This is a genomic window from Actinomycetospora lemnae (assembly GCF_028737315.1).
GTDB lineage: Bacteria > Actinomycetota > Actinomycetes > Mycobacteriales > Pseudonocardiaceae > Actinomycetospora > Actinomycetospora lemnae.
Genome location: NZ_JAQZAO010000008.1, coordinates 38176 through 60311, shown reverse-complemented (window position 1 = coordinate 60311; position 22136 = coordinate 38176). Strand labels below are relative to the sequence as shown.

Annotated in this window: 24 protein-coding genes and 1 riboswitch; of the genes, 18 read left to right on the top strand and 6 right to left on the bottom strand. The window is 76.0% G+C overall.

The genetic code is table 11. The features are described from left to right. Positions 1 to 32: 32 nt before the first annotated feature. The 8 genes from PGB27_RS18615 (at position 33) to PGB27_RS18580 (ending at position 6179) form a co-directional block, all read left to right on the top strand. On the top strand, positions 33 to 1136 hold the full coding sequence (locus PGB27_RS18615) for a mandelate racemase/muconate lactonizing enzyme family protein (protein ID WP_274201887.1): 1104 nt from the start codon (positions 33 to 35) through the stop codon (positions 1134 to 1136). Positions 1137 to 1272: 136 nt separating this feature from the next. Then, positions 1273 to 1569, top strand: a complete 297-nt coding sequence (locus PGB27_RS18610; RefSeq protein WP_274201886.1) for a hypothetical protein — start codon at positions 1273 to 1275, stop codon at positions 1567 to 1569. Between the two features lie 58 nt (positions 1570 to 1627). After that, on the top strand, positions 1628 to 2443 hold the full coding sequence (locus PGB27_RS18605; RefSeq protein WP_274201885.1) for a GAF and ANTAR domain-containing protein: 816 nt from the start codon (positions 1628 to 1630) through the stop codon (positions 2441 to 2443). A gap of 280 nt (positions 2444 to 2723) precedes the next feature. Next, positions 2724 to 3461, top strand: coding sequence for a GAF and ANTAR domain-containing protein (locus PGB27_RS18600; protein ID WP_274201884.1), 738 nt, complete (start codon positions 2724 to 2726; stop codon positions 3459 to 3461). Positions 3462 to 3604: 143 nt separating this feature from the next. Further along, positions 3605 to 4150: a hypothetical protein gene (locus PGB27_RS18595; RefSeq protein ID WP_274201883.1), complete on the top strand. Its 546-nt coding sequence runs from the start codon at positions 3605 to 3607 to the stop codon at positions 4148 to 4150. Positions 4151 to 4272: 122 nt separating this feature from the next. Next, the gene (locus PGB27_RS18590; protein WP_274201882.1) at positions 4273 to 5274 is read left to right on the top strand and encodes an NAD-dependent epimerase/dehydratase family protein; all 1002 of its coding nucleotides are present in this window, start codon (positions 4273 to 4275) and stop codon (positions 5272 to 5274) included. Between the two features lie 125 nt (positions 5275 to 5399). Continuing rightward, positions 5400 to 5765 (top strand): hypothetical protein, encoded by a 366-nt coding sequence (locus PGB27_RS18585; RefSeq protein WP_274201881.1) that lies wholly within the window; start codon positions 5400 to 5402, stop codon positions 5763 to 5765. Positions 5766 to 5903: 138 nt separating this feature from the next. Next, a complete protein-coding gene (locus tag PGB27_RS18580; protein ID WP_274201880.1) occupies positions 5904 to 6179 on the top strand; it encodes a hypothetical protein in 276 nt (91 codons plus the stop codon). Between the two features lie 136 nt (positions 6180 to 6315). On the opposite strand, the gene PGB27_RS18575 is transcribed toward PGB27_RS18580, so the two are convergent. The 5 genes from PGB27_RS18575 to PGB27_RS18555 form a co-directional block, all read right to left on the bottom strand. Then, positions 6316 to 7359: an alcohol dehydrogenase catalytic domain-containing protein gene (locus PGB27_RS18575; RefSeq protein WP_274201879.1), complete on the bottom strand. Its 1044-nt coding sequence runs from the start codon at positions 7357 to 7359 to the stop codon at positions 6316 to 6318. A gap of 189 nt (positions 7360 to 7548) precedes the next feature. Continuing rightward, on the bottom strand, positions 7549 to 9396 hold the full coding sequence (locus PGB27_RS18570) for a helix-turn-helix domain-containing protein (protein ID WP_274201878.1): 1848 nt from the start codon (positions 9394 to 9396) through the stop codon (positions 7549 to 7551). 41 nt (positions 9397 to 9437) lie between these two features. Further along, complete coding sequence (locus tag PGB27_RS18565) at positions 9438 to 10691, bottom strand: helix-turn-helix transcriptional regulator (RefSeq protein WP_274201877.1); 1254 nt, start codon at positions 10689 to 10691, stop codon at positions 9438 to 9440. Next, positions 10688 to 12661, bottom strand: a complete 1974-nt coding sequence (locus tag PGB27_RS18560) for a CheR family methyltransferase (RefSeq protein ID WP_274201876.1) — start codon at positions 12659 to 12661, stop codon at positions 10688 to 10690. Before PGB27_RS18560 ends, PGB27_RS18565 begins: the two co-directional genes overlap by 4 nt. Next, positions 12658 to 13662, bottom strand: a complete 1005-nt coding sequence (locus PGB27_RS18555) for a chemotaxis protein CheB (RefSeq protein ID WP_274202151.1) — start codon at positions 13660 to 13662, stop codon at positions 12658 to 12660. Before PGB27_RS18555 ends, PGB27_RS18560 begins: the two co-directional genes overlap by 4 nt. 159 nt (positions 13663 to 13821) lie before the next feature. Between PGB27_RS18555 and PGB27_RS18550 the strand changes: the two genes are divergently transcribed. From PGB27_RS18550 to PGB27_RS18520, 7 genes are all read left to right on the top strand, one after another. Beyond that, on the top strand, positions 13822 to 14172 hold the full coding sequence (locus tag PGB27_RS18550) for a hypothetical protein (RefSeq protein ID WP_274201875.1): 351 nt from the start codon (positions 13822 to 13824) through the stop codon (positions 14170 to 14172). A gap of 80 nt (positions 14173 to 14252) precedes the next feature. After that, a complete protein-coding gene (locus PGB27_RS18545) occupies positions 14253 to 14657 on the top strand; it encodes a hypothetical protein (RefSeq protein WP_274201874.1) in 405 nt (134 codons plus the stop codon). A gap of 79 nt (positions 14658 to 14736) precedes the next feature. After that, positions 14737 to 15393, top strand: coding sequence for a TetR/AcrR family transcriptional regulator (locus PGB27_RS18540; protein ID WP_274201873.1), 657 nt, complete (start codon positions 14737 to 14739; stop codon positions 15391 to 15393). Positions 15394 to 15475: 82 nt separating this feature from the next. Next, positions 15476 to 15937 (top strand): VOC family protein, encoded by a 462-nt coding sequence (locus PGB27_RS18535; protein WP_274201872.1) that lies wholly within the window; start codon positions 15476 to 15478, stop codon positions 15935 to 15937. 2 nt (positions 15938 to 15939) lie between these two features. Beyond that, positions 15940 to 16650 carry a DUF3159 domain-containing protein gene (locus tag PGB27_RS18530; RefSeq protein ID WP_274202150.1) on the top strand — a complete coding sequence of 237 codons (711 nt, stop codon included), beginning with the start codon at positions 15940 to 15942 and terminating at the stop codon, positions 16648 to 16650. Between the two features lie 190 nt (positions 16651 to 16840). Further along, complete coding sequence (locus tag PGB27_RS18525; protein WP_274201871.1) at positions 16841 to 18097, top strand: hypothetical protein; 1257 nt, start codon at positions 16841 to 16843, stop codon at positions 18095 to 18097. Positions 18098 to 18209: 112 nt separating this feature from the next. Next, on the top strand, positions 18210 to 19157 hold the full coding sequence (locus PGB27_RS18520; protein ID WP_274201870.1) for a S1 family peptidase: 948 nt from the start codon (positions 18210 to 18212) through the stop codon (positions 19155 to 19157). Between the two features lie 68 nt (positions 19158 to 19225). Here PGB27_RS18520 and thiE read toward each other — a convergent pair whose 3' ends face one another. Further along, the gene (gene thiE / locus PGB27_RS18515; protein ID WP_274201869.1) at positions 19226 to 19891 is read right to left on the bottom strand and encodes a thiamine phosphate synthase; all 666 of its coding nucleotides are present in this window, start codon (positions 19889 to 19891) and stop codon (positions 19226 to 19228) included. A gap of 26 nt (positions 19892 to 19917) precedes the next feature. Here thiE and thiO point away from each other — a divergent pair, with 26 nt between their 5' ends. From thiO to thiG, 3 genes are all read left to right on the top strand, one after another. Beyond that, positions 19918 to 21057 (top strand): glycine oxidase ThiO, encoded by a 1140-nt coding sequence (gene thiO / locus PGB27_RS18510; protein WP_408630093.1) that lies wholly within the window; start codon positions 19918 to 19920, stop codon positions 21055 to 21057. Positions 21058 to 21076: 19 nt separating this feature from the next. Then, positions 21077 to 21181, top strand: a riboswitch (TPP riboswitch). Next, positions 21174 to 21377 (top strand): sulfur carrier protein ThiS, encoded by a 204-nt coding sequence (gene thiS, locus PGB27_RS18505; protein WP_274201868.1) that lies wholly within the window; start codon positions 21174 to 21176, stop codon positions 21375 to 21377. (Overlaps the previous riboswitch by 8 nt.) A 1-nt stretch (position 21378) precedes the next feature. Then, positions 21379 to 22134 carry a thiazole synthase gene (thiG, locus tag PGB27_RS18500; protein ID WP_274201867.1) on the top strand — a complete coding sequence of 252 codons (756 nt, stop codon included), beginning with the start codon at positions 21379 to 21381 and terminating at the stop codon, positions 22132 to 22134. Positions 22135 to 22136: the final 2 nt, after the last annotated feature.

Sequence of the window (22136 nt, the reverse complement as noted above, 5' to 3'; positions counted from 1 at the left end):
ACGACACCGACACGCGGATCGGGAGGAGCACCGTGCGGATCGCCGAGATCCACCTCTACCAGGTCGACCTGCCGTCGAACGGCCCCGCCTACCGGATGTCCGAGGGCGCCCCCACCGCCCTGGACTCGACGGTCGTGCAGGTCGTGTCGGACACCGGGCTCTCCGGATGGGGCGAGACGTGCCCCATCGGCCCGACCCACGCCCCGGCCCACGCCCTCGGCGCCCGCGCGGCCCTGACCCAGATGGCCCCGGGGCTGATCGGCCGGACGGTGACCGGGCCCGCGGCGGTCCGGCGCGCGCTGCACGGGCTGCTCCACGGCCACGACTACGCGAAGGCCGCGATCGACATCGCGGTGCACGACCTGCTCGGCAAGGCCCACGGCCTGAGGGTGTGCGACATGCTCGGCGGCGCGACGACCGATCGGGTCGACTCGTACTGGTCGCTGACGCTCGACGACCCCGACGAGACCGCCCGCGTCGCCGCGCAGAAGATCGCCGAGGGCTACCCCCGGCTCCAGGTGAAGATCGGTGGACGGCCGGTCGAGATCGACATCGAGGTGATCCGGAAGGTGTGGGAGGCGACCGGCTGCCCACGGCTCGTCGTCGACGCCAACCGGGCGCTGCTCACCCGCGACGTCCTGCGGATCGACCGGGAGTGCGCCGACATCCCGTTCGTGTTCGAACAGCCCTGCCACACCGTGGAGGAGATCGCCGCGATCCGCGCCCAGCTGGACCACCCGGTCTACCTGGACGAGAGCGCCGAGGGCCTCGGCGAGGTGCTGCGGGCGATCTCGCTCGGGGTGTGCGACGGGTTCGGCCTCAAGGTCACCCGGCTGGGCGGCCTCGGGACCATGGCCACCGTCCGCGACGTCTGCGAGGCACGGTCGCTGCCCCACACCTGCGACGACTCCTGGGGCGGGGACCTCATCGCGGCGGCCTGCGTGCACGTCGCCGCGACCGTGCACCCCCGCCTGCTCGAGGGCGTGTGGCTCGCCGAACCCTACGTGGGCCTGCACTACGACTCGGCGAACCCGGTCCGGGTCGAGGGCGGCCGCATCCGGGTGCCGACCGGTCCCGGGCTCGGCGTGGTCCCCGACGACGGCGCCGTCGGCGATCCCGTCGCCTCGTTCGCCTAGGCCGGCCGAGCCTGTCCGGGTGGGGACTCGTCGAGCGAGCCGCGCGGTGGCGCGCGGACCGGTCAGCGCGGAGCGTCGCGGTGCTGCACCATCCCGGTGACCCCGCGACGACACGCTCAGGGAAGGACCACCCGCCGTGCACCGAGCCGACTTCGCGGACGTCGACCACGCGCTCGAGGCGGCGCGCCACACCGTCGCCGAGGCCGAGCTGGTCCGCGAGTGCTCGCGGGACCGGCGGCGACGCCTGGCGCTCCAGCGGCGGCTCGCGCTGGGCCGGTTCCCGACGGGCGCACCGGCGGCCGCGGGCGACCACGAGCCCCCACCGCAGAGGGGCGAGGCCCCGCTCCTCGTGCCCGCCCGGGAGGTCGTCGCCCTCGACGACGCCACCGAGGCCGCGCTGCGACGACGGTTGGGCGGGCGGCCGCCCGGGTAGGAGCGGGCGATCGTCATCGGCCGTCCCGTGTGCTCCGCCTGGCCGTTGGAGGCCCGTCGTGTCCAGCCCTGACCGGCTCGTCGTCACCCTGCGCACCGCCGCCCACGACCTGGTGGGCGGGTGCTCCATCCGCGACCTGGAGACGACCCTGACCAGGATCGTCCTCACCGCGGTCGCCACCGTGCCCGGCGCCGACGCCGGCGGCATCTCGATGACCGAGGACGGCAGGACCAGTTCCCGCAGCCCCACGACCGAGACGATCAGCAAGCTCGACCGGTTGCAGAGCGAGCTGCACGAGGGTCCGTGCATCGACGCCATGGAGCACGCCCCGGACGACGGTGTCGTCACCGCCGAGGACCTCGCCGGACCCGACGCGTCCCGATGGCCGCACTTCGCCCCGGCGGCGGTCGAGGCCGGCTACTGCTCGGTCCTGTCGACCCAGCTCGTCGGCGTCGAGGACACCCGGGCCGCGCTCAACCTCTACGCCGGCCGCCCGCACACCTTCGACGACGCGGCGCGCCTGACCGCCGGCCTCTTCGGTCTCCAGGCCGCCCTGCTGCTCCACGGCAGCCGGCAGGCCTCCGACCTGCAGCGGACGATCGACACCCGCGACGTCATCGGCCAGGCCACGGGCATGCTCATGGAACGCTTCGCCGTCGACGGCGAGGAGGCCTTCCGCATGCTGGTCCGCTCGTCCCGGGACACGGAGACGGAGCTCGTCGACGTCGCCGCGTGGCTCACGAGCGAGGCCGTCGAGCGCCGCCGCGCCCGGGCGCCGCGCAGCCACCGTCGAGGACACCCGGCCTCGACGCGCTCGGCGGGCGGCGGGGGCGCGCGCGGGGGTCTCGGGGACGAGCGCGGCCGGGCACGCTGAGGCCCACGGGGCGATGAACAGCCCGCGCGGGCCCTTGACCCGACCGTCACGGGCCGAGGACAGTCGGTTCCCATCGGCGAATGAACAAGGCGTTCGTTCGATGTCTCGACCATCAGGGCGGGGCGCACGGCGTACTGGGGCCGTCGCCCCGACAGATCGTCCTTCATGTGCGTCCTCGACCGCCGACAGACGGCCTGGGGCAGAACGCAGCGCATGTCGCTCGGCTCTGCCGGGACCACCCCGCGTGGTCCGCCGCTCCCAGCGGACGGAGGCGGTCACGATGACCGCGGATGCCCTCGTCGCGCACCTGCGCCGCGCCTGCCGCGAGCTCAACTGCCGGTCCGGTGTGCGCGACCACGCCGAGGCCGTGGAGCGGATCGTGGCCGCCGCGGTCGCTGCGGTGCCCGAGGCGTCGACCGTGGGTCTGACCCCGGCCGACACCCACCCCTCCACCCTCGACGGTGTCACCGCGCCGATCGGCGAGCTCGACGCGCTGCAACGGGAGCTGCACGAGGGGCCGGCGATGGAGGTCCTCGACGACCCCCCGCCCGACGGCACCGTGGTCGCCGCGGACTTCGCCGGATCGGACGGCGCGCGGTGGCCGACCTTCAGCGAGCACGTCCTCGACGCGGGCCACCGGTCGATGATCTCGGTGCGGCTCGAGGTCGAGGGCGCCCCGCGGGCGGCGCTGAACCTCTACGGCTCCCGGGCCGACGCGTTCGACGGGCAGGCCCGCCGGGCCGCCGGTGTGTTCGCCCTGCACGCCGGCATGCTGCTGCTCGCTGCCGAGCAGGCCGCCTGCCTGCAGCGGGCCCTCGCCAACCGCGACCTCATCGGCCGCGCCAAGGGCGTGATGATGGAGCGCTTCGGGCTCGACGAGGACGCCGCCTTCGCCCGCCTCGTCGAGGCGTCCCAGGCCTCCAACATCAAGGTCGTCGACGTCGCCCGGTGGGTCGACGAGCAGTGCGGGGAGCGCGCCACGAGCGGTGCCGGACCGGGCCGACCGCACGTCGCCTAGCCACCCGTCCCCGCGGACCCCCGGGTGTCGAGCGATGGTGGCCACCACCGGGTGCTGTCGACGGTCACTATCCGTGACGGTGCCACTCCATCGGGACTGCTACCGTCGCTGTCATGGGGTACAGGCGACCGCGAGGAGCGACGGTGCCTCCGTCGCGCGTGGGCTCGTGGGCGCTCGTGGCCTCCTCGCTCGCGGTGGTCGCGGTGGCCGGGACCTTCGACGTGCTCGCGGGCGAGCGCCCGGACCACACCCTGAGCCTGGTCCTGGTCGCCGTCGCCGTCGGCCTGCTGCGGTGGATGCTGCGCGGCCGCCTGCGCGGGTTGTTCTTCCTGGTCAACGTCGCGGTGGTGGTCCAGCCCGTCGCCCACGGCGTCGGGGAGCTGGCCCAGGCGACCGGGGGCCTGCTGCCGCACTCCCACGACGTGCCCGAGGAGCTGTCCGGGCTGACCATCCAGCTCGCGGTGGCGCTGCTCGTGGCCGTCGTCGCCGGCAGCGAGCCGATCGTGGCCTTCGTGGCCACCACGGTGATCACGGCGGCGGCCGTCGTCGCGCGCCTGCCCGTGGCGGTCTCCACCGGCCCGGCGCTGCTGCCCGCGCGCCCGGACCGGCCCCGACCACACGACGACCACGCGTTCACCCGGTGCCGTCCCCGTCGCGGCCCGCCGCTGACGGTCGGGCTCGCCACCTGACCCGGCCACCCGCCCGGGTGGTCCCGCGCCGCGCGTGCGGACAGCAGGTCGCGGTGCCCCGTCGCACCGACCACGTCCACCGGCCCGACCGCGGGCCACGCTTCCTTGAGGCGCACTCGACCATGTCCCTGCCTGCCCCCCGGCCTGCCTCTCGTCCTGCCCTGTCCATCCCCGCGCCCACCCCGCAGGGTGACGACGACCCGATCCGCGAGCTCCGGGGCCGGCGCGTGCTCGTCACCGGCGCCACCGGCTTCGTCGGCCGCCACCTGTGCCGACGCCTGCTGCGCCTCGGCGCCGAGGTCCACGCGCTCTCGCGCGACCCCCGACCCCACGTCGCGACCCTGCCCGACCTGACCTGGCACCGCGGCGACCTGACCGACGACGAGGACGTCGCCGCGGTCGTGGGGCGGGTCCGCCCCGCGGCCGTCCTCCACCTCGCGAGCCTCGTCCAGGGCGACCGGGAGAGCGCCCTCGCGCTGCCGATGCTCGAGGCCAACACCCACGCCGCGGTCGCCGTGATGACCGCCGCGCACGACGTGCCCGGGTGCCGGGTCGTGCTCGCGGGCTCGGTCGAGGAGCCGCGGGGTGACGAGCCGCCGGTCTCGCCCTACGCGGCGGCCAAGAGCGCCGCCACCGGCTACGCACGGCTGTTCCACGCGCAGTGGGGGCTCCCGGTGACGGTGCTGCGCCTCGCGATGGTCTACGGCCCCGACCAGCCGGACACCCGCAAGCTCGTGCCCTACGTGTGCTCCTGCCTGCTCGAGGGCACCACGCCCGCCCTGAGCAGCGGCACCCGGATGATCGACTGGGTCTACGTCGACGACGTCTGCGACGCGTTCGTGCGCGCCGCGACCACGCCCGGCGCCGCCGGCCTCGTCCTCGACGTCGGGTCCGGCCGCACGTCCTCGATCGCCGAGGTGGTCCGCACCCTGGCCGACCTCGCCGGCCACCACGGGCCCCTCGGCTTCGGCGAGACCGAGGACCGCCGCCACGATCTCGCCCACGTCGTCGACCCGGGCCCGGCCGCGGCCGCCCTGGGCTGGCGAGCCACCACCGCACTCCGGGCCGGGCTCGCCCGCACCCTGGCCTGGCACGAGGAGCAACGGACGCGGCCGGTGGCGTGACCGGCCCGGGACGCGCTCGTCGTGCCGAGGCGTCGTCGCTGCTCGCATCGGGTGAAGCTCGCCGCCGGCCCGGGTCGGCGGCGCCACACTCGGTCGCACCCGAGCGGCGACCCGAGGAGCGCCCGATGCCGATGATCGTGATGGCTCAGCCCATCCCGCCGGAGAAGTACGAGAAGTGGCGTGAGGCGATCAGCTCGTTCGGCGGCGCGCGCAGCGAGGAGTACACCGCGGCGCGGGCCCGGCAGGGTGTGGTCCGTCAGGGTGTGTTCGTCCACCACACGGCCGGCGGGCCGATGGAGATCATGGTCATGGAAGCCGACGACCCCGCCCGGACGCTCGGGCTCATCGCGACCTCGCAGGAGCCGTTCGACGTCGAGTTCCGCGAGTTCCTCATGGACGTCTTCGGTCTCGACCTGTCGAGGCCGCCGGTCGCCCCGCTGCCGGAGAAGATCCTCGACTGGACCGCGCCGGCCCGGGTGCCGGGTCCCTGAGGCGCCACCGCGGGTGACGGTCGGACGGGGTCCGAAACGCGAGCCACCCCATGGGATGAACCGCGTGGAGATCCGCTAACGAGCTCCTGAGCTGGGCCGACGTCCCCCGCGAGCACCGAGACTCCGCGGGGAGAGCACATGATCATCGAGGCACGCACGATCGTCGACGGGCCGGTCGCCGTCCCGGCGCCGCGCACGCCGGCGGCGCGTCCGACCGTGCCGTCGCCCGCGCCGTCGCCCGCGCCGTCGCCCGTGCCGGCGCCCACGTCCGGCCCGCGGTCGGTGACCGAGCCCGAGGACCACCCGGAGGTCGTCGCCACGCGGCTGGCGTCGCAGGCGGCCGTCGTGTCGTGGGTCGGGCGGCTCCTGCTCCTGCTCGCCGTCGGGCTCGCGACGCTCGTCGTCCTGCTCTGACGCGTGATCACCGCGGCGTTCGGACGCGTAGAAGCCGCGAACAGCGCGTTCGCTGCCACGGGGGAGCACCACCAGACCACGTCGGGGGCCGGCCCGGGGCTGGGGACCGGCGCCCGACGAGCGTCCACGGCGCGGGTCAGGGCGTGATGACGACCTTGAGCGCGAGGTTCGCGGCCGCGTCGGCGAAGACCGAGTAGGCCTCGTCGATCCGGTCGAACGTGAAGCGGTGGGTCCCCATCTTCTCGGCCGGGATGCGGCCGGACGCGACCATCTTGAGCAGGGTCGGGATGGACACGGTGTCGACGAGGCCCATGGTCAGCGTGACGTTGCTGATCCACATGTCCTGCATCGGCAGCTCGACGGGCGTGCCGTGCACACCGACGTTGGCGATCGTGCCGCCGGGGCGGACCAGGGACGCCGCGGTCAGCAGGGTCTCCGGGTACCCGACGGCCTCGATCGCCACGTCGACGCCGAGCCCGTCGGTGAGCGCGACGACGTCGCCGACGGTCCCCGGGCCGACCTCGACGGTGTCGGTCGCCCCGAACTCCAGCGCCTTCTCCAGGCGGAACTTGTTCGAGTCGATCGCGATGACCTTCGACGCGCCCCACAGGCCGGTGGTGAGCACCGCCGAGAGGCCCACCGCGCCGGCGCCGACGACGGCCACCGTGTGCCCGGGGCGCACGTTGCCGGCGAGCACGCCGACCTCGTAGCCGGTGGGCAGCGAGTCGGCGAGGAAGATCGCCTGCTCGTCGGTGACCTCGGGCGGGACGGCGTAGAGCGAGGTGTCCGCGTAGGGGACGCGGACGTACTCGGCCTGGGTGCCGTCGATGAGGTGTCCGAAGATCCAGCCGATGCCGCCGACCGTCTGGCAGTGCGACGGCATGCCGCGCTGGCAGTACTCGCAGCGCCCGCACTTGGTGATCGCGGGGACGAGTACGCGGTCGCCGACCGAGAAGCCGCGCACGGCGTCGCCGACCGCGGTCACCGTCCCGACCGCCTCGTGGCCGAGGATGCGCCCGTCGGTCACCGCGGCGACGTCGCCCTGCAGGATGTGCAGGTCGGTGCCGCAGATCGTCGTGGTCTCGACCTTCACCACCACGTCGGTCGGCTCCTGGACCGTGGCGTCGGGGACGTCCTCCCAGGCCTTGTTGCCGGGACCGTGGTAGACCAGTGCCTTCATCGCCGCTCCTCGTCGCTCGCGCTGCCGGGCGGCCCGGCCGCTCCCCCGCGGGCCGCCGTGCTCCGACGCTAGTGGCGCGGGCCACAGTCGCCTGTCCCATCCTGGGACCACCCGCGGCGGCCCGATGCCGCCGCCGACGATCAGTGACCCGGGTCCGGGACACCCGGTGCGCTCACCTGCCGGAGGCACCTAGGCGATGTAGCTGATCCCGAAGGCGTCGATCTTGCGGTAGAGCGAGGACCGGGCGATCCCGAGCATCGCCGCGGCCTGGTAGCGGTTGCCGCGTGCCTCGTAGAGGGCCTGGATGATCGCGTCGGCCTGCGCGGTCTCGAGCATCGACAGGCGCGGGGCGCGGCGGGTGAAGCACAGGGCGGGCAGGTCGGGGGCCTGGATGACGCCGACGGGCTTGCGCGCCACGACGTAGCGCAGCACGTCCTCGAGCTCGCTGACGTTGCCCGGCCAGGCGTAGCCCTCGAGCACCCGCACCACCTGGTGCGACAGCCGCAGCGAGCGCCCGCCGCCGATCGAGCGCAGCACCGACAGGGCGAGGTCGGCGAGCTCGTCGGCGCGGTGGCGCAGCGCGGGGATGCGCACGGTCTCGTGGAAGTGGCGCAGCAGCAGGCCGTAGGGGCGGCTGGTGTCCACCGACGCCGTGTCGAGGCACGCCACGACGACCACGTCGCCCGTGCGGGCGAGCAGCAGGCGCAGCTGCTCGTCGAGGCGACGCGCGACGAGCGGGGTCACGCCCTGGAGACCGCGGAGCACCACGAGGTGCGGGCGGGACGGCGGCCGGTGCACGAGGCGGGCGAGCGGCGCGGCGGCGCGGACCCCGTCGCCGGAGGCGTCCGTGGCGTCGGTCGCGATGACGGTGACCGCCCCGTCGCGGTACAGCCGCCCGAACTGCTCGACGGCCATCGTGCGCTTGCCGACGCCGGCCTCGCCGACGAGCACCTGGTGGCGGCGGCGCGCGAGGTTCGCGGCGAGCTCCTGGCGGGCGCGCAGCGAGGGCGTGAGCAGGTCGCGGTTGGCGCGTACCCGGGCCTCCGCGTGCGCCCGCTCCTCGGAGCCGGCGCCGCGCAGGTCGGCGGCGAAGTCGCGGCGGCGGGTGGGGGCGACGTGCGAGCCCTGGCGGCGGCGCGCCTCGGCCTCGCGCCGGCCCTGCTCGTCGACCGCGGGCCCGGCGCCGACGACGCAGCCCACCAGGCGCTCCTCGTGGCGGACCTCCCGGACGGCCACCTCCGCGCAGCCGCCCGAGGGCAGGTCGACGTGGTACGGCGCCCCGGGGCGCTCGAGGGCGAGGCCGGCGAGGGCGAGGTCGGCGAGGACCTGCTGGTCGGCGGGCGGGAGCCGGCGCGCGCCCGCCCCGAGGACGACGTCGTCGCCGTCGGTCGCGACCACCCAGACCGCCCCGCCCGCGGCCTCGGCGGCCAGCGCGTCGTGCACCGCGAGGATCCGGCCGCGGCGCGCCCGGGCGTCCTCGTCGGCGATCTCGCGCGCGAGCGCCCGGGCCAGCGGCAGGTCGCGCGCGGCGCCCTCGGCGGCGTGGCGCACGACGACGACGGCGAGCTCGCCCGGCTCGACCGGCGCCGCGGCCGCGGCGAGCACCCCGAGCGCGGGGTGCAGGTGCTCCGGGCCCTCGACCGTCACCGCGACGCCCTCGTGCCGGGCGACCGCCGCCGCGGTGGTGCCGACGTCGCGCTCCCCGTGGCGGCGCCCGGGCACGAGGTCGAGGGCGTCGAGGATCTCGGCGAGCGACTCCTCGCCGTCGCGACGCCGCAGCACCACGCCGTCGCGGCCGACGACGAGGACGGTGGCGTCGAGGTCGGGGTGACGGGTGTGGACCTCGTCGAGCACCCGGGCCGCGCCCGGCGGCGCCCCACCCGTGCCGTCGGGGACGGCGGCGGCGAGGCGCTGCAGGTCGATGCCCGCGGAGCGTTCCCACGACGCGAGCACCGCGGGCGCGACCACGCCCGGCCCGACCGCGTCCCGCCCCGAGCGCAGGAAGCGGCGGCGCGCGGCCTCCACCTCCCGGCTCACGAGGCTCGACGGTAGTGCCGCCGTGCGAACCGGGACAGGGGTCAGGCGCGCAGCGTCTCGCTGGGGGAGCAGCCGTAGCGCCGGCGGTAGGTCACCGAGAAGCGCCCGGGGTGGGTGAAGTGCCAGCGGTGGGCGACGTCCGCGACCGTCGTCTCGCGCGGGTCCGAGGCCTGGAGCTCCTCGTGGGCGCGCGTGAGGCGGATGTCGCGCAGGTGACCGAGCGGGGTGGTGCTGCGCCACCGGCGGAAGGTCATCTGCAGGCCGCGCACCCCGAGGCCCGCGGCGGCGGCGACGTCCGCGACGTCGACCTCCCCGGCCGCGTGCTCCTCGAGGTAGGCGACGGCCCGGCGCAGCGTCGCGGGCTCGGGCGCCCGCGGCGTCCCGTCGTCGGTGGGCGGGCCGAGCTCGTCGACGACGCGGCGGGCGCTGTCGAGGACCGTCGTCCCGGCCGACACCGCCCGCTCCAGCAGGGCGTCGAGGCCCTCCGACGGGTCGAGCTCGTGCTGCCGGGCGAGCAGGGTGCTCGCTGTGACCACCAGCGAGCGCGCGCGGGCCGCCGTGCGGGTCGCGACGGCGACCCCGTCCCGCGTGAGCAGGGCGGCGGCGTGGGCGGCGATCTCGCGGGCGACGGCGCGGTCGGCGTCGTCGAGGGCGTCCGCGGTGGCGAGGGTCAGGGTCCCGAAGAGGCCGAGGGGGAGCACCAGGAAGGCGCCCGCGTGCGCGGAGCGCAGGTCGGGCCACCGGATGTCGGCGCCCGGCTCGTCGACGGTGACGGGGAAGGCGGACCGCAGCACCTCGGCCCGTGGCCCGAGCGCCACGGCCCGCGCCGTCGCGGACGGCAGGCGTCCGGCCGCCGTCTCGAGCACGCTGCCCTCGAGCACGGGCACCGCGATCTCCGCCCACACGACGTCCCCGCTCACCGCGAGGGCCTGCCGTGCCAGGCGTTCGAGGTCGGCGACGGGGACCTCCGCAGTGGCCGGCCGGACCGCGCGGCCCCGACGGGTCTGCTCCTTGGCGCGCTGGGCGTCTCCCCGGCGCCCGCGTGCGACGCGCAGGACCTCGTCGACGTCCCCGCGCAACGCCGTCGCCGCCGCCCGGGCCAGCGAGGCCTGGGTCTCGCGGACCATGCGGTTCTCGGTGGCCTCCGCCCCGTCGCCGGTCACCCGGCCGCGGTCCTGGAGGCTGGTCGTCTCGAGCTCGGTCGAGATGTCGTCGAGCATGTCGGCGACGCGCCGCGCGTCCGGGGTGCCCGCTCGGCCGGCCTTCCGGTGCCGGCGCTGCTCGGCCTCGCTCACGACGTCGCCGGGTCCTCCGGCCCGGCCTCGCTCGGCGACGATCCGTCGACGTGGTCCATGAGGATGATGGCGCCTCCCGGCCGGGCGTCCCGGCCCGTCAGCGGCGACACGGCGATCGCGAGCCTGACCGAGCGGCCGCGGCGGTTGATGGCGTCGATGCGCAAGGGATCCTCCCGGGGGACGTGGCCCTGCAGGACGTCCCGGACGAGCGGTCGGACGCGGTCGGTCGCGAGTCCGATGTCGAGGTTGAGCAGGTGCTGGCCGAGGGCCTCGTCGCTGCGCATGCCCCACAGGTCGTCCGCCCGGCCGTTCCAGGCCTGCACGATCAGTTCCGAGTCCACCACGATCACCGCCGTCCGCAGGCTGCCCAGGACGGACTCCAGGAAATCGTTGGCCCGGTCCAGCTGACCGGTGCGCTCACGCATCTCGTCGTTCATCGACTGGAGCTCGTCGTTGGTGGACTGGAGCTCCTCGTTGGTGGTCTCGAGCTCCTCGACGGTGGACTGGAGCTCCTCGTTGGTGGTCTCGAGCTCCTCGACGGTGGACTGGAGCTCCTCGTTGGTGGTCTCCAGTTCCTCGACGGTGGACTGGAGCTCCTCGTAGGCGGTCTCCACCTGGCGGTGGGCCGACTGGAGCTCGACGGTCATGCGCCGGTAACGGGTGACGTCGGTGAAGAACAGCGCGACCGAGACGCCGTCGTCGCTCTGCGCCTCCAGCGGCACGATCTGGATGTCGAAGACGAGGGTCTCCGTGGTCGAGCGGGTGTACTCCGCCTCGTGCTGCCACATCGACGTGCGGTGGCGCCGCACGTCCTCGTACGACGAGCGCAGGCCGGTGATGCGGTGGCAGATCTCCAGGTCGCGGAAGCGGCGCCCGATCTCGCGGGCGGACACCCCGAGCTGGGCCTCCGCGCGCTGGTTGGCCTTGGCGACGACGTCGTCGGCGGTCACGACGATCGTCGCGATCGGGCTGAACAGCAGCGTCTCGTCCTCGAGGTGCACGTCGCGACGGCTCTCGGCCTGCGCGGCCCGCCCGGCCATGGCCGCCAGCCGATCCGCCTGGTTGACCTCCTCGGCCTTGCGGAAGAAGCGGCGCTTGAGGTCGATCGGCAGGAACAGGCGGCCGTGGGACAGCAGCATCTCGGCCTTGCCGAGGAACATCACCCCGGACGGGTTGAGCGCGAAGTGGAAGCGCCGCAGGACCTGCGCCTGGGTCTCGGCATTGAGGTACATCAGCGTGTTGCGGCACACGAGCAGGTCCAGGCGCCCGATCGGTGCGTCCTGCACGAGGTCGTTGCGGCCGAAGATGACGCTGCGCCGCAGGTCGCTGCGGAACGTGTACCGGCCGGCGGTGCGCTCGAAGTAGCGCTCGCGCCACTCGGCCGGCAGGGCCTGGAGCTCACGCTCGCCGTACGTCGCCTGCCGAGCGGTCGCGAGCGCCTCCTCGTCGACGTCGGTGGCGTAGACCTTCACCCGCTGGCGGAACTCGTCGAGGCCGAGGGCCTCGGCGAACACCATCGCGAGGCCGTAGGCCTCCTCGCCGCTCGCGCAGCCCGCCGACCAGACGCGCACCGACTCGCCCCGGCTCTTGGTCGCGAGCAGCTGCGGGACGATCTCCGCCTGCAGCTCGCGCCACGCCTCGGGGTCGCGCAGGAAACCGGTGACGTTGATGAGCACCGTGTTGAACAGGTGCGTGAACTCGTCCTGGTCGACCTGGAGGAGGTCGAGGTAGTCGTTGAAGGCCGGGATGCCGCGCTGTTGCATGCGCCGGGTCACCCGCCGCCAGATGCTCGAGCGCTTGTAGCCGGTGAAGTCGAACCCGCGGCTCTCCTTGAGGAAGTCGAGCAGCGACTCGAACGCGGCCTCCTGGCCCGCGGTCGCGACCGCTGCCACGCCGTTGCCGGTGTCCCCGTCCCCGTCCCGGCCGGCGTTCCCGACCTCGACCTCGTCCACGTCCTCGTCCTCGCTCATGCGCTGTCCCCGGGCTTGCGGTCGGCGAGGAGGTCACGGACCAGGCCGGCCGACTGCAGCGCCTGGTGGGCCGCCTCGCGCGCGCGGCCGGCGGTCCGGTCGGAGCCCCGCTCGGTGGCGGCCCGGGCGATCCGGTGCTGCAGGTCGGCCTTGTCCTCGAGGGCCTGCAGCGCGGTGAACAGCGCCCGCTCGATGCCGGTGTCCTGCACGCTCGAGAGGCTCTGCTCCGACCACGCGTGGCCGACCCGGCACCGGAAGCGCAGCAGGTTGCCCTCGCTGAGGTCGAACAACGGCCCCGAGCAGTCCGGGCACACGAGGCCCGCCGCGGGTCCGGGGACCCTGTCCTGGTCGTCCACGATCGCTCCCGCCCTGCTGGCCGCCACCTCGCGCACGAGCCCGGGGCTCGGTCGCCGGCCCCCGATCACCGGGCGTGCCGCGAGCTCGCCGAACGTCGGCCCGAGCTCGGCCACCGGCCGCACGATGGCTCCCGGGACCTGGGCGAGCGCGGCGCGCGGCATCGAGGAGTAGAGGGCCTCGTCCGGCTCCTGCACCACGGCCGTCCCGCCGTGGCGCACCAGCGCCAGCAGCCCGGCGGCCCCGTCGTCGAGCAGCCCGGAGAGCACGCACCCGACCGCGGCCGGGCCGGCCTCGACCGCGAGCGACCGGAAGAGCGGGTCGATCGCCGGGCGGTGCCCGTTCTCCCGCGGTCCCCGCGTGACCTCCAGCCGACCGCCGACGACGAGCAGGTGGTGGTCCGGCGGGGCGAGCAGGACGGTGCCGGGCACCAGCGCGTCCCCGTGCTCGGCGTGCCGGACCGGGAGCGCGCAGCGGTTGTCCATGAGCCTCGGCAGCACGGTCGGGGCCTCGGCGGGCTGGTGGAGCACGACGAGGACGGCGGCCGGCAGGTCGGCGTCGAGGCTCTCCGACAGCGCGAGCAGCGCCTCCACGCCGCCGGCCGAGGCGCCCACGCCGATCACGATCGGGGGCCCGTCCTCGTGCATCCTCACGCCTGCCTCTCCCGCGACAGCGCCCCCGACGCCGAACGGCGGCTGTCGGCGATGCCGCGCGACGGCTGGGGGCGTCAACCGGGGGGCTGCGTCATGCTAAACGGGAGACGGTGCCCCTCGGCACGGCGCTCGCCAGGGATCCACGGAGGACGCATGGACGAGACCCCGCGCCACGTGGAGAGGCACATCGTCACCGATCGCCGGTCGGCCCACGAGCACGCCGAGCACCTGCGGCGGCGGATCGCGACCCTCGCCGAGGAGATCGCGGTGGCCGAGGACGCGATCGCCGAGGTCTACGAGGAGTCGGCGCGCCTGCGACCCCACGCCGCGGAGCGCCTGCGGGAGCACGCCCGCCAGGCGCGGGAGTACGCCGCGCGCGAGCGCGCGTTCGCGTCCGGCCCGGAGGTCGGGGCCGTTACGGGGGACGGCACGGGGGACGGCACGGGGGACGAGGCCGGCGACCTCCGCGCGTCGGGCGGCGCCGGGTCGACCCGCGTGCGGTGAGGCGTCGACGTCGCGTGGACGGCGTCCGGGACCACGCGACGTCCGGCGCCGCGACCCCGGCCGCCGCTACGCTGCCGCGCATGCCGATCGGGACGGCCGCCGACGACGGTGTCGTGCGCGTGCGCCGGGCCGGGTGGCTGGTCACCCTGGCGGCGCTCCTGGTGGCCGCGGCGACGCTGCTGGTCGTCGGCCTGGTGCCGCCGGGCACCGGGCGCACCGTCGCGGTCGTCGTCGCCGTCGTCCTCGCGTTCGTGCTCGCGGCGTGGCGGGCCGTCCGCGCCCGCCGGGACACCTCGGACGTCGCCGGCCTGCGCCCCATCTCCAGCTGGCTCGCCGCCTTCGCCTGGGCGGTCACGGTGTTCTCGTCGCTGGTGGCCCTCGCCGACCCGACCGACGGCGGGCGCGCCGTGGTGGCGGGCCTGCTCGCGGGCTGCGTGCTCGTGCTGGTCGGGCGCGCGGGCGAGCACGTCGGCACGCGCCGCTGAGACCGCGCCTGAGATCCCCGTGAGGGCGGGCACGTCCGCGCTGGCCGCGCCGCCGCGGCGGTGCCACGCTGACCGGACCATGTCCGAGACCGAGCACGAGCCCGTCGACGGACGGGCCGCGCGGTGGGCCGGACACCGCGAGGCCCGGCGTCTCGAGCTGGTCGACGCCGCGGTGGCGGCCATCGGTGAGCACGGCCCCGAGGTCACCACCGAGCAGATCGCCGCCCGCGCCGGGGTGTCACGGCCCGGGCTGTACCGCCACTTCGACGGCCGCGACGACCTGCAGAGCGCCATCGCCGCGCGCTCGGTCGAACGGCTGGTCCACGAGCTCGAGCCGGTGTGGCGACCGTCGGGCCGCCCGTTTGAGATGCTCGCGAAGGCGCTGCGGGCGCACCTGGGCTGGCTCGAGGCGAACGCCAACGTCTACCGCTACCTCAAGCGGACCTCGTTCGGCACCGGCGGGGAGTCGGCCACGACGAACGTGCGCGCGACGGTCGCCGCGCACATCGCGGGCATGCTCGTCGACGGCTCGCTGGGCGCCGAGATCCCGCCCCCGGTGGCCCACCCGCTCGCGTTCGGGCTGGTCGGGATGGTCGACTCGGCGAGCGCGCACTGGCTCGACGAGCCCCACGGCGCCACCCGCGACGAGCTCGCGACCCAGCTGACCGAGTCGTGCTGGGCGGTCATCCGGGCAACCGTCGGCACCGACCGTCTCGCGGTGGCCGACGACGTGTGATCGACACGTGATCGGCCCCCCGACCGGGTGAGGCCCGGCCGTGCGCGACGATGGAGGTCCCGCCGGAGAGAGGATCCGACGCATGGCGATGCGCCGCTCGTTCCCCACCGTCCTGTCCGACCGGCTGCCCGAGACGCGGGACTTCTACGTCGCCCTCCTCGGCTTCGAGGTCGCCTTCGACAGCGACTGGTACGTGGCGCTGCGACGCACCGACGGACCCGACGCCGGCGACGTCCACGAGCTCGCGATCTGGGCCGTCGGCCACGAGCTGGTGCCGCCCCCGTACCGGGCCGACCCGGCCGGGGTGATCCTCACCTTCGTCGTCGACGACGTGGACGCCGTGCACGCCGAGGCCCGGCGGCTGCGGCTGCCGCTGGTCGCGCCGCCGCGGGACCTCTTCCACGGCCGGCGCCAGATGCTCGTCACCGACCCCAACGGGATGCTGGTCGAGATCTCGAGCCCGAGCACGCCGTCGCCGGCGTTCACCGCCGAGATGGCGCGCCAGGGCCGTGCGCCGGGTTGGGCCCCGGAGACCACCGGTTGACCGTGCCCGACGAGCAGCGGCGCGACGGGCGCGCCGGGGACGCCCCCGCGGGGCACGGGCCCAACCCCTTCACCGAGATCCTCGGCGGGAAGGGCCAGGCGCTCGACGCGACCGTGCCGTCGGTGGCGTTCGTCGTCGGGTGGCTCGTCGCCGGCGCGCGGGGCGCCGCGCAGCCGGTGCTGGTCGGCGGGGTCCTCGCGGTCGTCGCCGCCGGGGGGATCGCGCTGTGGCGGCACCGCCGCGGCGAGCGCCCGCGCGCCGTGGCCGTCGGGCTGCTGCTCGCCGTGGGTGCGGCCCTCCTCGCGCTGTACACGGGCCGCGCCCAGGACTTCTTCCTGCCCCGCATCGTCGCCAACGCCGGCAGCCTCGCCGCCTGGCTCGTCTCGATCGCGATCCGCTGGCCCCTGCTCGGGCTGGTCGTGGGCGCGCTGACCGGCAGGCCGACCCTGTGGCGCCGCGACCCGGACCTCGTGCGCGGCTACTGCCGGGCGAGCTGGGTGTGGGTCGCCCAGTACGCGGTGCGCGTCGTGGTGTTCACGGGCCTGTGGGCTGCGGACCAGGTCGTGGCCCTCGGCATCGCCCAGATCGTGCTGACGTGGCCGCTCGTCGTGGTCTGTGTCGCAGCCTCGTGGCCGTTGGTTCGCTCGGCCCTGCCGACCGGGCACCCCGGGCCTTTGCGTCCCGTCGTCCCGCGCTCCGGCGAGGGGTCCTGAGCCGTTCGGCCGAGCGATTGGGCTGGTCGGAGGGGACCGACTTGGTCCGTGGGTGAACGCTCTCACGCACGGACAACGGGGGACGATGGACGGGCGTCGTCGGGTGTGGTCGGCGGTGCGTCGAGAGACGCGGACGCACCCGCCGGCACGCCAGGCCGCACCAGCTGACCCCGATCCGTGTCCGGGAGCCATGTCACCAGCGAACCCCGAAGAGAAGCCCGACGCCTCCTCCTCGCAAGGGCTCGGCCTGACCTTCCCGCAGATCATCGCCAGTGCGCTGGCGGCCGCCACGGCGGCGATCCTCGGGTCGTTCATCGGCGTGGTCGGCACCATCGGAGGCGCCGCGCTCGCGTCGATCATCTCCACGGTCGGCGCGGCGCTGTACCAGAAGTCGCTCGAGGTCACCCGCGACCGGGTCAAGGAGCGCCTCGTCGTCGCCGGCGCCAACACGAAGGTGGCGACGGCCGTCGGTCGCGCCGCGGGCCGACCGGCGCAGGTGCAGGCGCCGCAGGGTCCGGCGGCGCCCACCCGGGTGCAGCCCGGCCAGCGCCCGATGGGCCCGCCCACGCCCGGCCCGGGCGTCCCGGTCCCGCCCTCCCAGCGCCAGGCGCGCCCGGGCACCCCGCCGGGCGACCCGACGCGTCGCGTGCCGGGGCCCGTGGGGCCGCCGACCGGACCGGGGCGGCCCCTGCAGCCCGGACGCGTGGCGCTGCGCGCCGAGGGCGTCGGCGACCCGACCCGCGTGCACGCGCGGGTGGACCCGAACGGCCCGCCGACCTCGCTGGCGCCGGGGGCACCCGGTGCGCCCGGTGCCCCACCGACCGAGGCCCGCTCGACGGCGTTCATCCCGCAGAGCCGCCAGACGGGCACGCCGCCCGGCGGCGGCCCGACCGCGGTCATGGGGCAGCCGGGACGGCCCACGGGTCCCGGTGGGCCCGGCGGTCCTGGTGGACCCGGTGGTCCGGGTGACGTCACCCAGGTGGCGCCGCTCGAGCCGGAGCCGCCGCGGCGTCGCTTCTCGCTCGCGGGCGCGCTGGCCATCCTCAAGGGGCTGGGCTGGAAGACGTGGGTCACCCTCGGCGGCCTCGCGGCCAGCGTGTTCGTCATCGCGCTGCTCGCGACGTTCGGCGTCGAGACCGCGGCCGGCGGACCGCTGTCCGGCGGGTCGAGCGGGACGTCGGTGGGGAGCCTGTTCGGTCAGCAGACCGACGCGAGCGAGGCCACCACGACCCCCTCGGACTCGGCGACCGAGGACACCGACGCGCCGACCTCCACCTCGAGCAGCCAGGAGCAGCAGCAGGACGAGCAGCAGGGCGGTGACACGGCGACCCAGCAGCCGGACACCAGCACCTCGCGGCCGACGACGCGGACCTCGCCGGGCGGGGTCCTGCCGAACCTGGTGCCGGGGGCCTCGAACGGGTCCGGCGGCGGGGCCACCAACGGCTGACATCTCGGCGCCACTCCCACGGACGGCCGGGCGGACGATCTAGCGTTCGCCCGGCCGTCGTCGTCTCGACCGACGGTCGAGTGACGGGTCTTCGGGTGTGCAGGGGGTGGGCGTGGCTGGGCGTGGGCGCGGCGGCCTGCTCGTGGCGGTGCTCGTGGCGGTGCTCGTGGTGGCCGTGGTGCTGCTGGACCCGGCGCCGGCGGCCTCGGCGGCGCCCGCGGCTCCGGCGTCGACGGACGCGGAGCTGACCGCGGTCAAGGAGCGCCTGGACGGGCTCGCCGAGCAGCGGGGCGCGCCGGCGGCCGTCAGCGCCTGGTGGGTGGACCGAGCGACGCGCACGGTGGTCCTCGCGCTGAGCGCGCAGCCCCGCGACGCCCGGGGTGCCGCGTTCGTCGAGGAGGCGCGCCGGGTGGACGCCTCGGTGCGCGTGGTCGAGGGCGTCGCGGCCCCGACGCCCCGCGCCGACCCGCCCGTCTACGACCTCGTCGGGGGCGACATCATCCGGATCGGCCGGTCGCGGTGCTCGTTGGGGTTCTCGGCGCGCACCTCCACCGGCGAGCCCCGGCTCGTCACCGCCGGGCACTGCACCAACCGCGGCGGCGAGGTCACCGGCGCCAACGCCGCGCCGATCGGCCCGATCCGCAGCTCGGTGTTCGACCGCACGGGCGACTGGGGCGTCGTCGACGTCGGCCCGGGCTGGCGACCGACGCCGTCGGTGGCCGCGGAGGGCTCCACGACGCGCGCGATGACGGGCGTCGCGACCGCGCCCGTCGGTGCCTCGGTGTGCCGTTCGGGGTCGACGACGGGGTGGCGCTGCGGCACGGTCACCGCGGTCGACGTCACCGCCAACTACCCCGCCGGCCCCGTCGAGGGCCTCGTGCTGACGACGGCGTGCAGCGAGGGCGGCGACTCGGGCGGCCCGTTCGTCTCCGGCAGCTCGGCGCTGGGGGTGCTGTCGGGCGGCACGGGCGACTGCACCCGCGCCGGCGGCACGAGCCTCTACCAGCCGATCGAGGAGGTCCTGCGCGCCGAGCGGCTCACCCTGGCCGTGGCGACGTGAGGTGCGCTCCGCGCACGTGAGCAGAAAAGCGTGCTGGAGCGCTCCTTTCTGCTCACCTGCTCACCTCCTCACCTGCGCGCCAGCGCACCCCGCAGCTCGCGGGCCGCGGCCTCCGGGTCGTCGGCGTCGGTGATCGCGCGGACGACGACGATGCGCGTGGCGCCGGCGTCGAGGACCTCGCCGAGCCGGTCCCGGTCGATGCCACCGATCGCGAACCAGGGCCGCGCGGGTGCCGCGGCGGCGGTGGTACGCACGAGGTCGAGGCCGGGAGCGGGGCGGCCGGGCTTGGTCGGCGTGGGCCAGCAGGGGCCGGTGCAGAAGTAGTCGGCGCCGGGCTCGGTGGCGGCCGCGGCGGCCTGGTCGGCGTCGTGGGTGGAGCGGCCGATGAGCACGTCGTCGCCCACCACCCGGCGCGCCCAGGGTACGGGCAGGTCGTCCTGGCCGAGGTGCAGGACGTCGGCGCCGGCGGCGAGGGCCAGGTCGGCGCGGTCGTTGACGGCGAGCAGGGCCCCGTGCCGCCGCGCCGCCGCCCCCAGGACCTCCAGCGCGGCCAGCTCCTCGCGCGCCTCCAGGCCCTTCTCGCGCAGCTGGACGACGTCGACCCCGCCGCGCAGGGCGGCGTCGGCGAACGCGGCGAGGTCCCCGCGGTCGCGGCGCGCGTCGGTGCACAGGTAGAGCCGGGCCTCCTGCAGGCGCGCGCGGCGGTCGGTCCGGTCGGTGGTCGGCGCACTCACCGTCGCGACGCTATCGCGTACCGTGCGTGACCGTGCGGGACCGGCTCGTCGTCGTGGGTGCGGGCGCGGTGGGGTCCGCGATCGCCTGGGCTGCGGCGCGGGAGCGGGTGGCGGGCGAGGTCGTGCTCGTCGACCCCGACCCCGGCTCCGGGGCCTCGCGGGTGGCCGGGGGCATGCTCGCCCCGATCAGCGAGGCGTGGCCCGGCGAGCGGGAGGTCCTCGAGCTCGGCGCGGCGTCGCTGGCGCGGTGGCCGGCGTTCGCGGAGGCGGTGGCGCAGGACGCGGGCCGGCCGGTCGGGCTGCGCCGGGAGGGCACGGTGCAGGTGGCGCTCGACGCCGCGGACGTCGCCGACCTCGACCGCGTCGCCGAGCACCTGCGCGCCTGGGGCCGCGAGGTCGAGCGGTTGTCCGGGCGGGCCGTGCGGCGTCTCGAGCCCGCGCTCGGGCCGGCGGTGCGGGCCGGGCTCGCGGTGCCCGACGACCTCGCCGTCGACAACCGGGCGCTGCTCGCGGCGCTCTCGGACGCGGGCCGTGCGCGGGGGGTCGTCGTCGAGCGCCGCCGGGTGGAGCGCGTGGTCGACGACGGGGTGCGGGTGACGGGGGTCGAGCTGGACGACGGGGTGCTCGAGGCCGACCGGGTGGTCGTCGCCGCGGGGGCGTGGTCGGCGGCGCTGCACCCGGTGCTCGCCGAGCGGGTCCGGCCCGTCAAGGGGGAGATCCTGCGCGTGCGGGCCCGGCGGACGTCGCTGCCGCCGCCGTCGCGCACCGTCCGCGCGGCGGTGAGCGGGCGGCCGGTGTACGCGGTGCCGCGCGACGGCGGGCGGCTGGTCGTCGGCGCGACGCAGTACGAGGCCGGCTTCGACCCGGACGTGCTGGTCGGTGGCGTGCGCGACCTCGTCGCCGATGTCGAGCGGGTCCTGCCCGGCATCGCGGACTACGCCCTCGAGGAGACCGCGGCCTCGTTCCGTCCCGGCACGGACGACAACCTCCCGCTGCTCGGCGCGGTCGGCCCCGCGGGGCTCGTCGCGGCGACCGGCCACGGGCGCAACGGGATGCTGCTGGTGGCGGTCACGGTCGACGCCGTCGCCGCGGTCCTGCGCGGGGAGGCGCTGCCCGACGAGGCCCGGCCGGCGGCGGCGGACCGGTCGGCGGCTGCACGGCCCTGACCGGCGCGCGTACGGTGAAACCGGACACCACGGGAGCCCGGCCACGGGCTGAGAGGGAGCTGCGGCTCCGACCGTCGAACCTGATCCGGGTCATGCCGGCGCAGGGAGGGGGAGCGATGACCACCGTCTGGCTCAACGACGACCAGCGCGACGTGCCCGCGGGCACCACCGTCGCCGCGCTCATGGACGCGCACGGCGTGCCGGAGCGGGGCGTCGCCGTCGCCGTCGACGGCACCGTGGTCCCGCGGGCGAGCTGGGCGACCGTGCAGCTGATCGAGGGCTCGCGGGTCGAGGTGCTGACCGCGGTGCAGGGGGGCTGACGTGGAACCGCTGGAGATCGGCGGCCGCAAGTTCGGCTCGCGGCTGATCATGGGCACCGGGGGCGCCTCGGGGCTGGCGGTGCTCGAGCGCGCGCTCGTCGCGTCGGGCACGGAGCTGACCACGGTGGCCATGCGCCGCCTCGACGCCGACGGCGGGCCGGGCGTGCTCGCGCTGCTCGAGCGGCTGGGGATCGAGGCGCTGCCCAACACCGCGGGGTGCCGCACGGCCGCCGAGGCGGTGCACACCGCGCGGATGGCACGCGAGGCACTGGGCACGGACATGGTGAAGCTCGAGGTCGTGTTCGACGACCGGACCCTGCTGCCCGACCCGATCGAGCTGCTCGACGCCGCCGAGCAGCTCGTCGACGACGGCTTCACCGTGCTGCCCTACACGAACGACGACCCGGTGCTCGCGGCGAAGCTCGCCGACGCCGGGTGCGCGGCGGTCATGCCGCTGGGCTCGCCGATCGGGACCGGGCTGGGCATCCGGAACCCGCACAACATCGAGATGATCACGGCCGCCTCGCCCGTGCCGGTGGTGCTCGACGCGGGGATCGGCACGGCGTCCGAGGCGGCCCGGGCGATGGAGCTGGGGTGCGACGCGGTGCTGCTCGCCACGGCCGTCACCCGCGCCTCGGACCCGGAGACCATGGCCCACGCCATGCGCCTGGCCGTCGAGGCCGGCCGCGCGGCCCACGGCGCCGGGCGCATCCCCCGCCGCTGGTGGGCCCAGGCCTCGAGCCCGGCGGTGGAGTAGCG

Bases quoted from the DNA above. Each gene is read 5' to 3' on its own strand.
- thiS (WP_274201868.1), top strand. From the start codon at position 21,174: ATGACCACCGTCTGGCTCAACGACGACCAGCGCGACGTGCCCGCGGGC.
- PGB27_RS18545 (WP_274201874.1), top strand. From the start codon at position 14,253: ATGCCGATCGGGACGGCCGCCGACGACGGTGTCGTGCGCGTGCGCCGG.
- PGB27_RS18535 (WP_274201872.1), top strand. From the start codon at position 15,476: ATGGCGATGCGCCGCTCGTTCCCCACCGTCCTGTCCGACCGGCTGCCC.
- PGB27_RS18580 (WP_274201880.1), top strand. From the start codon at position 5,904: ATGATCATCGAGGCACGCACGATCGTCGACGGGCCGGTCGCCGTCCCG.
- PGB27_RS18550 (WP_274201875.1), top strand. From the start codon at position 13,822: ATGGACGAGACCCCGCGCCACGTGGAGAGGCACATCGTCACCGATCGC.
- PGB27_RS18600 (WP_274201884.1), top strand. From the start codon at position 2,724: ATGACCGCGGATGCCCTCGTCGCGCACCTGCGCCGCGCCTGCCGCGAG.
- PGB27_RS18585 (WP_274201881.1), top strand. From the start codon at position 5,400: ATGCCGATGATCGTGATGGCTCAGCCCATCCCGCCGGAGAAGTACGAG.
- PGB27_RS18525 (WP_274201871.1), top strand. From the start codon at position 16,841: ATGTCACCAGCGAACCCCGAAGAGAAGCCCGACGCCTCCTCCTCGCAA.
- PGB27_RS18555 (WP_274202151.1), bottom strand. From the start codon at position 13,662: ATGCACGAGGACGGGCCCCCGATCGTGATCGGCGTGGGCGCCTCGGCC.
- PGB27_RS18590 (WP_274201882.1), top strand. From the start codon at position 4,273: ATGTCCCTGCCTGCCCCCCGGCCTGCCTCTCGTCCTGCCCTGTCCATC.
- PGB27_RS18540 (WP_274201873.1), top strand. From the start codon at position 14,737: ATGTCCGAGACCGAGCACGAGCCCGTCGACGGACGGGCCGCGCGGTGG.
- PGB27_RS18560 (WP_274201876.1), bottom strand. From the start codon at position 12,661: ATGAGCGAGGACGAGGACGTGGACGAGGTCGAGGTCGGGAACGCCGGC.
- PGB27_RS18575 (WP_274201879.1), bottom strand. From the start codon at position 7,359: ATGAAGGCACTGGTCTACCACGGTCCCGGCAACAAGGCCTGGGAGGAC.